The sequence below is a fragment of the Streptomyces sp. NPDC001406 genome (assembly GCF_042895285.1).
Classification (GTDB): domain Bacteria; phylum Actinomycetota; class Actinomycetes; order Streptomycetales; family Streptomycetaceae; genus Streptomyces.
This window is the reverse complement of the sequence record NZ_JBIAWG010000007.1, coordinates 481,987-496,131: the sequence shown is the minus strand read 5'-3', so window position 1 is coordinate 496,131 and position 14,145 is coordinate 481,987. Positions and strand designations below refer to the sequence as shown.

8 protein-coding genes are annotated in these 14,145 nt (G+C 72.3%); 1 reads left to right on the top strand and 7 read right to left on the bottom strand.

Going from position 1 to position 14,145, the window contains the following annotated elements; translation table 11 throughout:
* Window positions 1-43 precede the first annotated feature (43 nt).
* The 5 genes from ACFY1J_RS20090 to ACFY1J_RS20070 are packed head-to-tail and all read right to left on the bottom strand — an operon-like array spanning window position 44 to window position 7,930.
* Window positions 44-649 carry an ATP/GTP-binding protein gene (locus ACFY1J_RS20090; protein WP_363296927.1) on the bottom strand — a complete coding sequence of 202 codons (606 nt, stop codon included), beginning with the start codon at window positions 647-649 and terminating at the stop codon, window positions 44-46.
* Window positions 630-4,247 (bottom strand): hydantoinase B/oxoprolinase family protein, encoded by a 3,618-nt coding sequence (locus ACFY1J_RS20085; RefSeq protein ID WP_390712513.1) that lies wholly within the window; start codon window positions 4,245-4,247, stop codon window positions 630-632. The genes ACFY1J_RS20090 and ACFY1J_RS20085 overlap by 20 nt, the downstream gene beginning before the upstream one ends.
* A 24-nt stretch (window positions 4,248-4,271) precedes the next feature.
* Window positions 4,272-4,667, bottom strand: a complete 396-nt coding sequence (locus ACFY1J_RS20080; protein WP_390712512.1) for a DUF742 domain-containing protein — start codon at window positions 4,665-4,667, stop codon at window positions 4,272-4,274.
* A 9-nt stretch (window positions 4,668-4,676) separates the two neighbouring features.
* The gene (locus ACFY1J_RS20075) at window positions 4,677-5,111 is read right to left on the bottom strand and encodes a roadblock/LC7 domain-containing protein (RefSeq protein ID WP_390712511.1); all 435 of its coding nucleotides are present in this window, start codon (window positions 5,109-5,111) and stop codon (window positions 4,677-4,679) included.
* Complete coding sequence (locus tag ACFY1J_RS20070) at window positions 5,108-7,930, bottom strand: nitrate- and nitrite sensing domain-containing protein (RefSeq protein ID WP_390712510.1); 2,823 nt, start codon at window positions 7,928-7,930, stop codon at window positions 5,108-5,110. Before ACFY1J_RS20070 ends, ACFY1J_RS20075 begins: the two co-directional genes overlap by 4 nt.
* Window positions 7,931-8,352: 422 nt before the next feature.
* Here ACFY1J_RS20070 and ACFY1J_RS20065 point away from each other — a divergent pair, with 422 nt between their 5' ends.
* Window positions 8,353-8,886 (top strand): hypothetical protein, encoded by a 534-nt coding sequence (locus tag ACFY1J_RS20065; RefSeq protein WP_390712509.1) that lies wholly within the window; start codon window positions 8,353-8,355, stop codon window positions 8,884-8,886.
* A gap of 66 nt (window positions 8,887-8,952) precedes the next feature.
* Here the strand turns inward: ACFY1J_RS20065 and ACFY1J_RS20060 are convergent, their stop codons facing one another.
* Both ACFY1J_RS20060 and ACFY1J_RS20055 read right to left on the bottom strand, forming a co-directional pair.
* Window positions 8,953-9,351 carry a hypothetical protein gene (locus ACFY1J_RS20060; RefSeq protein WP_390712508.1) on the bottom strand — a complete coding sequence of 133 codons (399 nt, stop codon included), beginning with the start codon at window positions 9,349-9,351 and terminating at the stop codon, window positions 8,953-8,955.
* A 68-nt stretch (window positions 9,352-9,419) separates the two neighbouring features.
* Window positions 9,420-14,117 (bottom strand): hypothetical protein, encoded by a 4,698-nt coding sequence (locus ACFY1J_RS20055; RefSeq protein WP_390712507.1) that lies wholly within the window; start codon window positions 14,115-14,117, stop codon window positions 9,420-9,422.
* Between the last annotated feature and the right edge of the window lie 28 nt (window positions 14,118-14,145).

Genomic DNA, 14,145 nt, shown 5'->3' with positions numbered 1-14,145 from the left:
GCCCGTACCCCGGTCGGCGGGGGTACGGGCCGTAACCCATGCGTCAGGTGGTGACCGTCTGGCGGCGGTCCGCCCCGTAAGCCATCGCGTGCTGGACGACTCCGATGAGCACCTCCTTGACCGACTCGCGGCCGCGGGCGTCGCACAGCACCAGGGGCACGTCGTCGTCGAGGTCGAGGGCCTGGCGGACGTCCTCGGCCGGATACCGGGGGGCTCCCTCGAAGCAGTTGACACCGACGAGGAAGGGTATGGAGCGCCGCTCGAAGTAGTCCACGGCCGCGAAACAGTCCTCCAGGCGCCGGGTGTCGGCGAGTACGACGGCACCCAGCGCGCCCTCGGACAGCTCGTCCCACATGAACCAGAACCGCTCCTGCCCGGGCGTGCCGAAGAGGTACAGCACCAGGTCCTCGCGCAGCGTGATGCGGCCGAAGTCCATGGCCACGGTCGTGGTGTGCTTGCCCTCCACACCGCTGGTGTCGTCGACCGGGCGCCCGGCCTCGGTGAGCCGCTCCTCGGTGCGCAGCGGCCTGATCTCGCTGACCGCGCCCACGAGGGTGGTCTTGCCCACGCCGAAGCCGCCGGCCACCAGGATCTTGAGCGTGACGGGCTCGACCGGGGGCTTGCCACGCTCAGAACGCCCGAAGATCATCGATCTCTTCTCCTGCTTGATGGGGGTCGGGTGACGGCCGGCCGTAGCCCCCGCCGCCCGGGGTTTCGATGACGAGTACGTCGTCCGGGCCGACGTCGGCCGAGTCGCTTCCGCCGAGTTCGGTCACCGTGCCGTCGGCTCGCTCCACCCGGTTGGCACCGAGGCCGCCGGGGTCTCCGCCCGCCATGCCGTACGGCGGGACCCGGCGGTGCTGGGACAGCGTGGAGACGGTCATGGGCTCGTGGAACCGGATGCGGCGCACCGCGCCGTCCCCGCCGGCCCACCGTCCCGCGCCGCCGCTCCCCCGCCGGACCGCGAACTCGTCGAGTTGCACGGGCAGCCGCCACTCCAGGACTTCCGGGTCGGTCAGCCGCGAGTTGGTCATATGGGTCTGGACGACGCTCGCGCCGGCGAAGCCGTCTCCCGCGCCGGATCCGGAGGCGACGGTCTCGTAGTACTGGTGGCGTTCGTTGCCGAAGGTGACGTTGTTCATGGTCCCGGACCCCTCGGCCTGGACGCCGAGCGCCGCGTAGAGCGCGCCGGTGATGGCCTGTGAGGTCTCGACGTTGCCCGCGACGACGGCGGCGGGCGGCTCGGGCGCGAGCATCGAGCCGGGCGGCACGACGATGTCCAGGGGGCGCAGGCAGCCGTCGTTGAGCGGAATGTCGTCGGCGACGAGTGTGCGGAAGACGTACAGGACCGCCGCGTTGACGACCGAGAAGGGGGCGTTGAAGTTGGTGCCGAGCTGCGCGGCCGTACCCGTGAAGTCGATCGTGGCGCGACGGTTGGCGCGGTCCACGCGCACGCGTACCCGGATGACGGCGCCGGAGTCGGTCTCGTAGGCGTACTCGCCGTCGTCCAGGGCGTCGATGACGCGGCGCACCGCTTCCTCCGCGTTGTCCTGGACGTGTCGCATATAGGCCTGGACGACGTCGAGGCCGAAGTCCTCGATCATGCGGGCGACCTCGTCGACGCCCTTGCGGTTGGCGGCGATCTGGGCGCGCAGGTCGGCGAGGTTGGTCTTCGGGTTGCGGGAGGGATACGGCGCCTCGGTCAGCAGGCGGAGGGTCTCGGCCTCGCGGAAGCGGCCGTTCTCGGCGAGCAGCCAGTTGTCGAAGAGGATGCCCTCCTCCTCGATGGTGCGGCTGTTGGCGGGCATGGAGCCGGGGGCGATGCCGCCGATCTCGGCGTGGTGGCCGCGGGAGGCGACGTGGAAGAGGATCCGGTCACCCTCCGTGTCGAACACCGGCGTGATGACGGTGACGTCGGGCAGGTGGGTGCCGCCGTGGTAGGGGTCGTTCACGGCGTAGGTGTCGCCCGGCCGCATCGAGTCGCCGCGACGCCGGATGACCTCCTTGACGCTGGTGCCCATCGAGCCCAGGTGGACGGGGATGTGGGGCGCGTTGGCCACCAGGTTTCCGTCCGGGTCGAACAGGGCGCAGGAGAAGTCCAGGCGTTCCTTGATGTTGACGGACTGGGCCGTGGACTCCAGCCGGGCGCCCATCTGTTCGGCGATGGACATGAACAGGTTGTTGAAGACCTCGAGGAGAACGGGATCGGCTTTTGTGTCGAGATCGGAACTCTGTGTAATCGCCGCGCGTTCCATGACCAGATGCCCGTCATCGGTCGTCACGGCCCGCCAGCCGTCGTCGACGACGGTCGTGGCGCCGGCCTCGGTGATGATCGCGGGGCCGGTGACGGTTTCGCCGGGGGGCAGGTCCTCGCGGCGGTGGAGGGGGACGTCGCGCCAGGCGCCGCCGGTGTGGAGCCGGACGGTCTCGGACGGGGCGGTGCGGCCTTCGTAGGTGGCGAGGGCGGACAGATCGGGGGGTTCGGTGATGCCGGTGGCTTCCACGGAGAGGGCTTCGACGACGATCGGGCGGTCGAGCGTGAAGGAGTACGTGGCGCGATGACGTTCTTCGAAGGCGTGGGTCATGGTGTCGGGCTCGGTCAGCTCGACGGTGAGGGTGGTGTCCGTGCCGTCGTAGCGGAGCTGGGCACGACGGGTGACCCTGATGCGGTCCTCGGGGATGTCCTCGGCGAGGAGTTCGGCGCGGGCCGCGGCCTCCAGGTCGTCGGCCGTCTTGCGGACGCCCGGCATGGCGGCCGCCTCCAGGGGGGCCTCGACGGACTGCTCGCGCATGGCCGTGGTGTCGGCGAGGCCGATGCCGAGAGCGGAGAGGACACCGGCCATGGGAGGGACGAGGACGGTGCGGATGCCGAGGGAGTCGGCGACCATGCACGCGTGCTGACCGCCCGCACCACCGAAGGTGGTGAGGGCGTAGCGGGTGACGTCGTGGCCCTTCTGGACGGAGATCCGCTTCACGGCATTGGCGATGTTCGCGACGGCGATCTGCAGGTAGCCCTCGGCGACCTGCTCCGGGGAGCGGTCGTCCCCGGTCCGCTCGCGGATCTCGTTCGCGAGGGCGCTGAAGCGGTCACGGACGAGCGCGTCGTCCAGTGGCTGGTCGCCGTCGGGGCCGAACACCTTGGGAAAGTGGGCGGGCTGGATGCGGCCGAGCATGACGTTGGCGTCGGTGACGGCGAGCGGGCCGCCGCCGCGGTAGCAGGCGGGGCCCGGGTCCGCGCCCGCCGAGTCCGGGCCCACGCGGTAGCGGGAGCCGTCGAAGTGCAGGACGGATCCGCCTCCGGCGGCCACGGTGTGGATGTCCAGCATGGGGGCGCGCAGCCGGACCCCGGCGATCTGCGTGGTGAAGACGCGTTCGTACTCCCCCGCGAAGTGCGAGACGTCGGTGGAGGTGCCGCCCATGTCGAAGCCGATGACGCGGTCGAATCCGGCAAGCTGCGACATGCGGGCCATGCCGACGATGCCACCGGCCGGCCCGGACAGGATGGCGTCCTTGCCGCGGAACTGTCCGGCTTCCGCGAGCCCGCCGTTGGACTGCATGAACATCAGCCGCACGCCCTGGAGTTCATCGGCGACGTGCTGGACGTACCGGCGCAGTACGGGCGACAGGTAGGCGTCGACGACGGCGGTGTCCCCGCGCGGGACGAGTTTCATCAGCGGGCTGACCTCGCTGGACAGCGAGATCTGCGGGAAGCCGGTGCGGGCGGCGAGTTCGCCGATCGCCCGTTCGTGGCCGGGGTGCAGATGGCTGTGCATACAGACGATCGCGACGGCGTGGATTCCGTCGTCGTACGCCTGCCGCAGCGGGCCCGCGAGAGCGTCCAGGTCGGGTGCGCGCAGGACGGTGCCGTCGGCGGCGATCCGCTCGTCGACCTCGACGACCCGCTCGTAGAGCAGCTCCGGCAGTTCGATGCGGCGGGCGAAGATGCGGGGGCGGTTCTGGTAGGCGATGCGCAGGGCGTCGCGGAAGCCGCGGGTGATGACGAGGAGGGTGCGCTCGCCCTTGCGTTCCAGCAGGGCGTTGGTGGCGACCGTCGTACCCATGCGGACGGCCTCGACGGGCTCGTGGGAGCCGTCGAGCAGCGCGCGCACTCCGGCGACGGCCGCGTCGGCGTACCGGGCCGGGTTGTCGGACAGCAGTTTGCTGGTGAGCAGCCGGCCGTCCGGGCAGCGCGCGACGATGTCGGTGAAGGTGCCGCCTCGGTCGACCCAGAACTGCCAGCCTGTCACGTCACTACTCCGCTTCCGCGCCCGCTACAGCGCCCGGAGGCCGTTGATCACGTCGCGCAGAATACTCTCGTCCGGCAGCTCGGCCGGCGGTACGGGACGCGTCACATGGACGAGTTCCCCGTGCACGAGGTCTCCGACGAGCACCCGCACCACTCCGACCGGCAGATCGAGTTCGGCGGAGAGCTCGGCGACGGACTGCGGGGCGTCGCGGCAGAGCTCGACGATGTCCACGTGTTCCGGGGACAGCGTCCGGTCCGCTTCCGGGTCGTCCGCATGGGGTTCGGTGACGACCACCGCGATCAGGTCGAGGCGGTGCTGGGCCGCACTGGTGGTGCGGCCGCGCGTCATGGCGTACGGGCGGACGACCGGTCCGGCCTCGTCGTCGAACCAGTGGCTTCTTCCCTGACCCTCTCCGCTCATGTCATCCCACTACCCACCGGCGGGCAGATCGGTGCGCGGAGCGGTGCCCAGATGCACACCGACCCGCTTGACCAGCAGTGTCATCTCGTAGGCGACCTGGCCGACGTCGGACTCCGCGTCCGAGAGGACGGCGAGGCAGCTGCCGTCGCCGGCGGCCGTCACGAACAGGAAGGCCTCGTCGAGCTCGACGACGGTCTGCCGCACGTTGCCCGCCTCGAAGTGGCGGCCCACGCCCTTGGCGAGACTGTGGAATCCCGAGGCGACGGCGGCCAGGTGCTCGCTGTCCTCCCTCGTCAGGTCCTTGGACACGCCCGTGGCCAGGCCGTCGCCGGAGAGCACGACGGCCTTGCGGATGCTGGCGACCCGGTCGACGAGCTCGTCGAGGAGCCAGTTGAGCTCCATCCGGTGCGTCGCGCTGTGGTCGGTCGTCTTCGGTGCGGTCATCGACCGTCCCCCTTAGTGGTTCCTGGTGCTGTGCCGTTCCGGGCCCCGTCGCCCGCGGCGTTCTCCTTGCGGCCGCGCTGCCAGCCGCGCTGGAGCGAGGCCATGCGGCTGCGTACCTCGTCGGCGTCGCGCTCGGCAGGGTCGGTCTCCCGGCCGGCCTGCTGTTCGGGCTCGCGTCGCAGCTGCGGGGCCAGGTTGGCCTGCCGTACGCGCTTGGGCAGTGCTCCCGTGCCGGGTTCGGTGCCCTGGGGTGTGCTGCCTGTGGGGGCGGTGGTGTCGCCCGGGCCGCCGGGGGCGATCGCGGGAGGCCGGGCCCTGCGGGGCAGCGCGGGAGGCTCGGACGGTTCGCCGTGGCCGGCGGCCGGGGGTCCCACGCGGTCGGTGAGTCCGGCTGCGGGGCGCGGGGATGCCTCGCCGCGGCGGCGGGACGGCAGCGGTGCCAGGCCGTCCGGCTCGGAGCGGCGCGGGCCCGTCGGGGCCTCCTCGGCCGCTTCTTCGCGACGGGAGCGCTGGTCGGTGACGGGCTTGCCGTGCGAGCTCACCAGCTTGGGCGTCCGGCGCCGGGGCAGCGGCACGGGGCCGCTCGGGCTGTCGTCGGCCGCGAACCGGTCCGTGGCGTCGGAGGGCCGCTGATGGCGCTCACCCAGCCGGGCCGGGGCGTCGTCGTCCGTGCGGGCGATGGAGCGACGGGGCCGGAAGATCCCGCCGCGTTCGCTGTCCTCGTCGCCGAGGGCGCCCGGGAAGTCGTCGAGGGCATCCAGGTCGACGGGCGCCTCCAGCTCCACCGGCCCGTCCAGGAGCGAGGACGGCACGCCGGGCAGCTGGACGGGTACCTGGGCCAGTGCGCCGACGCGGCTCTGCTCCAGTTCGGCCTCCTTCGAGGGCCGGTCCCGGTCGAGGCGGAAGCCGATGCCGTTGGTGTCGGGAACGTCGTCGGTGAGCAGCACGTCGGGGATGAAGACGACCGCCGTGGTGCCCCCGTAGGGAGACGGCTGCAGCGAGACGCGGACGTTCTGGCGCTGGGCGAGGCGGCTGACCACGAAGAGCCCGAGCCGGTCGGTGTCGGAGAGTTCGAACTCGGGTGTCTCGGCGAGCCGGAGGTTGGCGTCCAGCAGCGCTTCGGCGGCCATGCCGAGGCCCCGGTCGTGGATTTCGAGGGTGAAACCGTTGGCGACCCGCTCGCCGAGCACCTGGACGGCGGTGTGCGGCGGGGAGAACACCGTCGCGTTCTCCAGGAGTTCGGCCACCAGGTGGGTGATGTCGGCGACGGCCGGGCCGGTGACGGCGATCCGCGGCAGCCGGCGGACCTCGATGCGCTCGTAGTCCTCGACCTCGGCGACGGCGGCGCGGACGACGTCCATCAGCTGTACGGGCTTGCGCCACTGCCGCGACGGGGCGGCGCCGGAGAGGATCACCAGGCCTTCGGCGTGCCGGCGCATACGGGTGGTGAGGTGGTCGAGGCGGAAGAGGTCGGCGAGTTCGTCGGTGTCCTCGGTCCTGCGCTCCATCGTGTCGAGCAGGGTGAGCTGCTTGTGCAGCAGCACCTGGCTGCGACGGGCGAGGTTGACGAAGACCTCGGAGACGCCGGAGCGCAGTTCGGCCTGTTTGACGGCGGCCTCCACGGCGGCGCGCTGGAGGGTGTTGAGGGCCTGGCCGACCTCGCCGATCTCGTTCTTGTCGTACTCCAGGCGGGGAACCTCGGTCTCGACGTCGACCAGTTCGCCCGCGGACAGCCGGCGCATCACGCTGGGCAGCCGGACACCGGACGCCTCGTGCGCCTCCAGGCGCAGCTGCCGCAGGTCCTTGATGAGACCGCGGCCGACGCGGACGGACAGGACGACGGAGAGCAGGAGGGCGATCAGGCCGAGGAGCCCGGCGACGAGCGCCTGGACGATCACGCCCACGGCCACGGGCCGGGTGCGGCTCTGGTAGCGGTCGCCGGCCTGGTCGTCGAGGGTGCGCAGTTCGTCGAGCACGTTGCCCGCGGTGCTGTCCCAGGTCTGGGCACTGACGCCGCGCGGTGTGCCGGACTTGGTGGCGATGGCCTCCTGCTCGGCCACGCGCAGTGGTGCGGTGGTGGCGTTCTTCCAGAAGCGCTCGTAGCGGTCGCGCTCGGCGGCGGGGAGCAGCGGCAGGCTGATGTCGTACAGCAGGGTGCGCTGGGCGACGAGGTCGGAGATGCTGCGGGTCTCGTCGCGGGAGAGTTTTCCGACCACCAGGGCGGAGCCGAGCAACGCGTCCTCGCGGGAGAGGAGTTCGCGGGCGCGGGTGATGTTGACGAGGGCGCGGGCCTCCTTGTCCATCTCGACGTCGTCGATGCCGTCGAGGTTCGCCCGGAGGGAGAAGCAGGGGTCGACGATCCGGTTGTAGCGGTCGAGGGCCTGGGCGCGGGTGACCGTGCCTTCCTCGACGCCGCGCCTGAGGGAGTCGATGCTGTCGAAGGCGTCGAGGACGGCGGTGACGCGATCGCTGTCGTCGCCGTCCATGGCTCCGCGGACGTCGGAGTCCTTGGCGTTCTTCCGGATCTTGGCGATGGCCTTGTCGGTGGCCGTCCGGGTGCGGCGCAGGGCCAGGAGGGCGTCGGAGGCCCGGGGGTCGGCGAGGTAGACCAGGGTCTGGCGGCGTTCCTGCTGCAGGACACGGGCGGTGTCCTCGGTGGGGTAGCCGATGCGTTCCATGATGTCGGAGACGCGGAACAGCTGAGTGGCTTCCCGTCCCGTGAGTACCGTCGCGAAGCCCCAGATGGCGGTCAGGGACACCAGCGGCACGAGAAGCAGCGCCACGATCTTCCGGCGGATCGACTTCCCGCGAAAGCGCATGTCCTCCCCCAGCTCGCCCCCCTCCGGTGTGGGGGTACACATGTGCGTCAACAAACGGCGCGAGCCTACTACCGTCACGCTGCCAACTCGAAGACGTGTCCGGAAGCTGATCCTCCGCATTGCCGACGGGACATGGCGAGTTGTCCGGGCATTGCGGGAGATTGCCACCCTGAATCCGTCCGTTGCGTCAGCAGCGAACCAGGCAGAACCGGCGGCCCGGTTGGCCGGAATTTTTCCCCAGTTGGGAATCTTCTCGGCATGTCGTGCGTCCATATCTACGGGAGATGGGTGCGGAATCGGCCACAGGAGCCGCATCACGCAACTCGGCGGCGTAAAACAGCGCAAGCCGGGCAGCCACTGGGGAGCCGGTGTTTTGGAACACCGGAGCGAGCGGTCTGCCGGCGGTGGGGAGTGACACGTTGATGGGCACGGCGGAGCGGCGCGAGGCGCCCGAGGACGGTGTGAAGACGCGCTCGACGGCGCGGCAGGGGCCGAAGGCAGCGGATCGCGACATTCCGTCGCAGCGGCGTGCCGCGGAGTTTGCCGAGGCGCAGCCACAGCCGCGTTATCGGCCGTTGTGGGTGGAGGAGCCGGCGCGGCGGCGCCGGATGCCCGATCCGGTGCGGACGTCGGCCGTGCGCGCGGTGCTCATCGTCGCCGTGACACTGATTCAGGCCATGGTGGCGTTCCTGTGCACGATGGCCGGGTCCTGGCTGGCGTTCCCGATGGTGATCAGCAGTGTGGCCGGCACCGTGGTCGCCACCTGGGGCGTGGTCGACATCTGGGTGACCCGCCAGGTGTGGAACCAGCGCAACGGCGTGGTGTCGGAGCCGAGCAGCACGGCACGCTCCCTGCGGCGTGAGCGGCGCGCCGCCCGACGGCAGGCACGGGCCGACGAGCGGGAGCGGGAGCGGATAAGCCGCCGGGGCGGCACCGGACAGTTGTCGCACCCCTGAGGGAGCAGCCGAGGACGGCGAAGGGGGCGAGCCCGAGGACCCGCCCCCTTCGCCGTCCTCGGACGGTCAGGCCTTGGCGTACTCCCAGCCGCCGCAGCTGTACGGCGTGCCGCTGGACGTGTCCTGCAAGCAGGCGCGGATCTGCAGGGTGGTGCCCTCCGCGAAGGACAGGTCCCAGTTCTTGGGGACGGCGTAGCCGTTGCCGTTGTAGTACGAGTGCGTGGGTGAGCTCGAGTTGTAGCGCCACTGGGCGGCGGTGCCGTGGCCGTCCTTCTTCATGTCGAGGGCGGTGAGGATCTCGCCGTCCTGGGCGAACTCGGTCTTCGCACTCGGCGAGGTGAGGGAGTTGTAGGCCTCGAAGACGCTGCCGGCGGCCTGTGCCGGGGCGGTACCCAGGACGAGCACCGACGCGGCGGCCGCGGCTATACCGAGGAGGGTCGTCAGACGACGGTTGGGCGTGCGCAAGGCGGCGTTCCTCTCTTCGGACAGCTGGTCGAATCTGAACTTACCTGAGAGTAAAGGGAGTTCAACGCTCAAGGGGTTGCAGATGCTGGGCGTTTGAACATGCGTGTCGCCGTGATCTCGCTGTGCACCGCCTCCTGAGCCTGGGGCGGCTGCGGCAGTCCTGGGCGGAGGTGTTCCTCCACGCTGATGTATTTGAGACCGGCGCGCAGGTCGGCGTCGTTGCGCAGTCGGATGACCAGCGGGAACTCGGCCAGTGCGGTCGTGTCGAACAGGCCTGTGGTGTACAGCAACTGGACACCGAGTGCGTCCGAGACAGCTCGCTGGAGCTCCAGCAGATACGTGGCGTTGGCACGGCCGATGGGGTTGTCCAGGAACAGCGTGCCGGCGTGACGGTGCTTGTCCCGGCCCCGGTCGTTGCTCCTGAGCGCGGCCATCGTGCAGTACAGGGCGATGGCGGCGGTGAGCAGCTGGCCGCCGGAGAACACGTCGCCCATCTGGCCGACGGGGACGCGCTCGGCGCGCAGCACGGCGTCGGGCTTGAGGATCTCGACCGCGATCCCCTTGGGCTGGAGTGCCGCGGCGACACCGCGCAGCAACAGGGACATGCCGTCGCGCCGCAGGTCGGAGTTCTTCTTCACCGCCGCGCGCGTGGCCTCGTCGATGACCTCGCCCAGCCGCTCGGTCAGCGTCGCCTGGTCGGGCTCTTCGAAGCGGATGCGCAGGAACTCCTGGCCGGACCACTCGCCCAGCCCCTCGGGCAGCCGGGACAGCCGCTGCGCGGACCGCAGGGTGGCGAGGGCCGACTCGACGAGCCCCCGCAGCCGGTCCACGATCGAGTCCCTGTTGCGCTCCAGCTGCGCCAGCTCGTCCGTGAGGACGCGGAGCCGGGGTGCGAAGGCGACCGCCCACTTCTGGGCGTGCTCGGGCAGCGCGGAGGCCGGCAGCTCGCGGATCTGCTGACGGGCAGGGGTGCGGACCTGCTCGTAGCGGGTGGAGTTGGCGTGCCGGACCAGGACGTCACTCGCCTCGCGCACGGAGGACTCGGCGGCGGACAGGTCGGCGGCGCAGCCGCGCAGCGAGCGGCGGGCCTCGGCGGCCGCGTGGCGGGCGTCCTCCAGGCTGCCGGGGTACGGCTCCGGCTCTTCCTGCTCCTCCTCCGCGGTGTGCTCGCGCAGCAGGTCGCGGAGCATCGCGGCGATCTCGTCGAAGCCGCCTGCCGCGTCCTCGGCGGCCCGGTGGGCCTCCAGCAGTTCGGCGTGCGCCTCGCGAGCCTGGGCCAACGCCTCGGTGCGGGAGGTGAGTTCGGCGGTGGCGGTGCGCAGCAGCGCCTGTGCGTGCTCGGCGTCGCGCGGGAGCAGTTCCTCGGGCAGCTCGGTGTGCGCCTCTCCGTCCTCCGGGGCATGCCGCTCGGCCTCGCCGCGCAGCCGTCCGAGCTGCTCGCTCGCGGTCGACATACGGGTCTCCAGGAGCTGTACCAGCTCCTCCGCGCGCGCGGCGGCGGCCTGCCGGGAGGGGCCGTCGGATCCGTCGGGCGACTGAAGCAGCTGCTCGGCGCGGGTACGGACCTTGTTGCTGAGCCGGTCCAGCTCGGCGTGGGCCGCGCTCTCGTCGCTCTCGGCGCGGGCCTGTTCGGCGCGCAGGTCGGCACCGACACCGACCTTCTCGTACACCTGGGAGGCGGCCCGGTAGGCCTCACGGAGTGCGGGCAGGGGGGTCTTGGGCCCCTCCGAGTCGTCCTGGGGAACGTCGTCGGGGGCGCCGGCGATCTCGGAGCGCTCGGCGCGCAGCGCACGGGCGGTGCGCCGGGCGTCGTCGGCGGCGCGCTGAGCGGCACGTCGGTCCTCGTCGGCGGCGCGGGCCCGCTCCAGGCAGATCTGGGCGCGGACCTCGGACTCGGTGGCCTCGTCGGCGAGTTCGCGCAGTCGGACCTGCCAGCCGGAGCGCTCGCGGAGCCGGAAGGCGAGTCCGGCGAGGGCGTCGGCGGCCCGCCGGGCCTTCTGGGCGGCCTCCTGCCGCTCGTCGCGCGCGTGCGCCGCCTCGGCGGCGGCCTCGTCGGCCTCGGCCCGTACGGTCCGCGCCTCGGCCAGTTCGGCCTCGGACTCCTCGGCGAACGCGCGTGAGGTGCGCGCGGCCTCCGCCAGTTCCACGAGCCGCCCGGCCGGACAGCCCGTACGCCACGAGGCCAGACGGGCCGCCAGCTCCCGGTCCTTGCCGAGCCGGGCGGCCAGCGTCCGGATCTCCTCGTCCCGCTCGGTCGCCCGCGCGCGCAGCGCCTGCCGCTCCTCGTCGGCGGCGTGCTCGTCGTGCATGGCCGGGTTCGGCGGTACGAGGAACACGTCGCCGGCGGTCGAGTCGGCGGCCGGGGTGGGAGCCAGCAGGGCGGCCGCCGTGCCCACGGCCACGGCGGAGCGCGGCAGCAGCGCCGCCTCGCCGAGTGCCTCACGGGCACGCGCGTGCGTGTCCGGGTCGGTGATGATCACGCCGTCGACCAGCTCCGGACGGGCGGCGAGCACGCGCGCGTGGTCGGCCGGGTCGACGGCCTGGGCGAGATAGCGCCAGCCGGGCAGCGCGGGGATGCCGTGCTCGCCCAGGAACTCGACGGTGGCCAGCACGTCCGGGCCGGGTGGCAGCAGTCCGCCGTCACCGAGCGCGCCGAGGATCCGGGCGTCGTCCGCCGCGGCGGTGCGCAGGTCGAAGAGCTGGCGTTCGGCGGAGGAGACGGTGTCGTCGAGGAGTTCGCGCAGTTCGTCCGCGAAGCGGTCCAGGTCCTCCGGGGCCATGGGGCCTTCGGCGAGGTCGTGGGTGGCACGGGAGCCGTCGGCCTCGGGGGACGAGCCGGTCGCCGCGCCCCCGCCCCGCGCCGTGCCGCCGTCGGCTCCGGTCCGCGGGCCGGGCACCCCGGCGCGCGCGGCTCCGAAGGCTCCCGGCATGCTCAGGAGCTCGCCCAGCCGCTCCTCCTGTGCCAGTACCTCAGCGAGGCGGCGCTCCGCCTCGTACGTCCGCTCCGCCGCCGTCGCCGCGTCCGCGGCCCGGGCCGCCGTCAGCTCCGCGCGAGACTCCGCGGAAGCCGCTTCGCGCGCGTGCTCCGTCGCCTTGCGGGCGGCCTCGCGGGCCGTGTCCCAGGCGGCGACGGCCGTCTTCTCGGCGTCGCTGGCCGCGAGGGCGGCGCGGGCCGGGTCGGCGTCGGGCGCGCTGTCGTCGAGCCAGCCCGCGCGCACCGCCTCGGCGGTCTCCTGCTCGACCTCGGTCAGGCGCTGGCGCAGATGTCCGGCCTCGCTGCGGGCGCGCTGTGCCTCTGTGGCGGCGGCGGTCGAGTCGCGGTACGCGGACTCGCCGACCTCCTGGAGGGCGGCGGAACGCTCCTCCCCCTCGTTGGCGAGGGTCTCGGCGCTTTCGGCGGCCGCGTGCAGGGCCCGTACGAGATCGACGGCGGCCTTGGCCCGGGCGGCGAGCGCGGGCGCCGCGTCCCGTTCGGCCTCCTGGATGGCGGCGGCCACGCGGGCGACGCGGTCGGCGGCGGCACGGTGGCGCAGCACGGCCTCGGCGGCCTGCCAGGCGGAGTGCAGCGTGCGCGCGTCGGCGAGCTCGCGCTTCTGCGCGGCGGCGGCCTTCTCCCCGGCGGCCAGCGCCAACGAGGCGTGCCGGTAGGCGAGTTCGGCGGTGATCAGCGCACTGCGCTCTCGCACGCCTTCTGAGTGCGTGACGGCGTACGCGGCGGCCGTGACCCGCTGGGCCAGGTCGGCGGCGCGCACCCGCTCCCGTACGCCCCGCGCGGACAGCCGCCGCGCGAGCGTGCGCGTACGGCGCTCGGCTCCCGCGTGGATGTCACGCGCGTGAGAGCGGGCTTCCGCGGCCTCGACGATCCGCCCGAGGAGATCGACCGACCCGGCGGTGAAGTCCCGCTCGGCGATCAGCTCGGCCCGTCGGCCCAGTTTGTTGCCGAAGCCGCCGACCAGGTCGGCGAGCCCGTCGGTGTCACGGGTGTCGGTGACCGCGCGCAGCAGCAGGTCGGTGAAGTCGGAGTCCTTCTTCACCGCGAAGAGACCGGCCGCCTCGCCCTCGTCGGCGTTCATCTCCCGCTGGTAGCGGAAGAGTTCGGGGTCAAGACCGAGGTCGCCGAGGTGCTCGATCCAGCGGTCGTGGATCTCCTCCCAGTGCACCTCCAGGTGCGGGTAGGCCTTCCCGGCCTCGGTGATGGCGTCGCGGAAGCCCTTCATCGTGCGGCGGCGGCCCTGCGCGCCGGAGGCGCCCTCGACGGGCGGACGTACGGCCGTGGACTCGGCGACGGGGAGGTTGTCGAGGCTCAGTCCGGGGCCGGGCCGGAAGGAGTACCAGGCCTCGGCGAACTTCCGGGGGTCGTTGGAGACCTGCCGCCCGCGCCATTCGCTGACCTTGCCGACGACCACGCACTCGCCGGTGAGGGTGTGCTGCCACTCCAGTGCCACGTGTCCGCAGTCGTCGGCGAGCAGGAACTTGCGCAGCACGCCGGAGCTGGCGCCGCCGAGGGTGTTGCGGTGACCGGGCAGCATCACCGAGAAGATCAGCTTGAGCAGGACCGACTTGCCGCCGCCGTTCTCCAGGAAGAGCACACCGGCCGGAGCGGGCCGGCGCGGTGGGCCGACGGGCTCCTCCTCGAAGAACTCCGCCTGCATCGGGGCAGGGTCGGGCACCGGCTCGCCCACGCCCCGCAGGTCAAGCACGGTGTCGGCGTAGCGCGCACCGGCGGGCCCGATGGAGTAGAGGCGGACCCGGGACAGCTCGTACATGGCGGACTCTCGTCGTCATTCTTCGGAA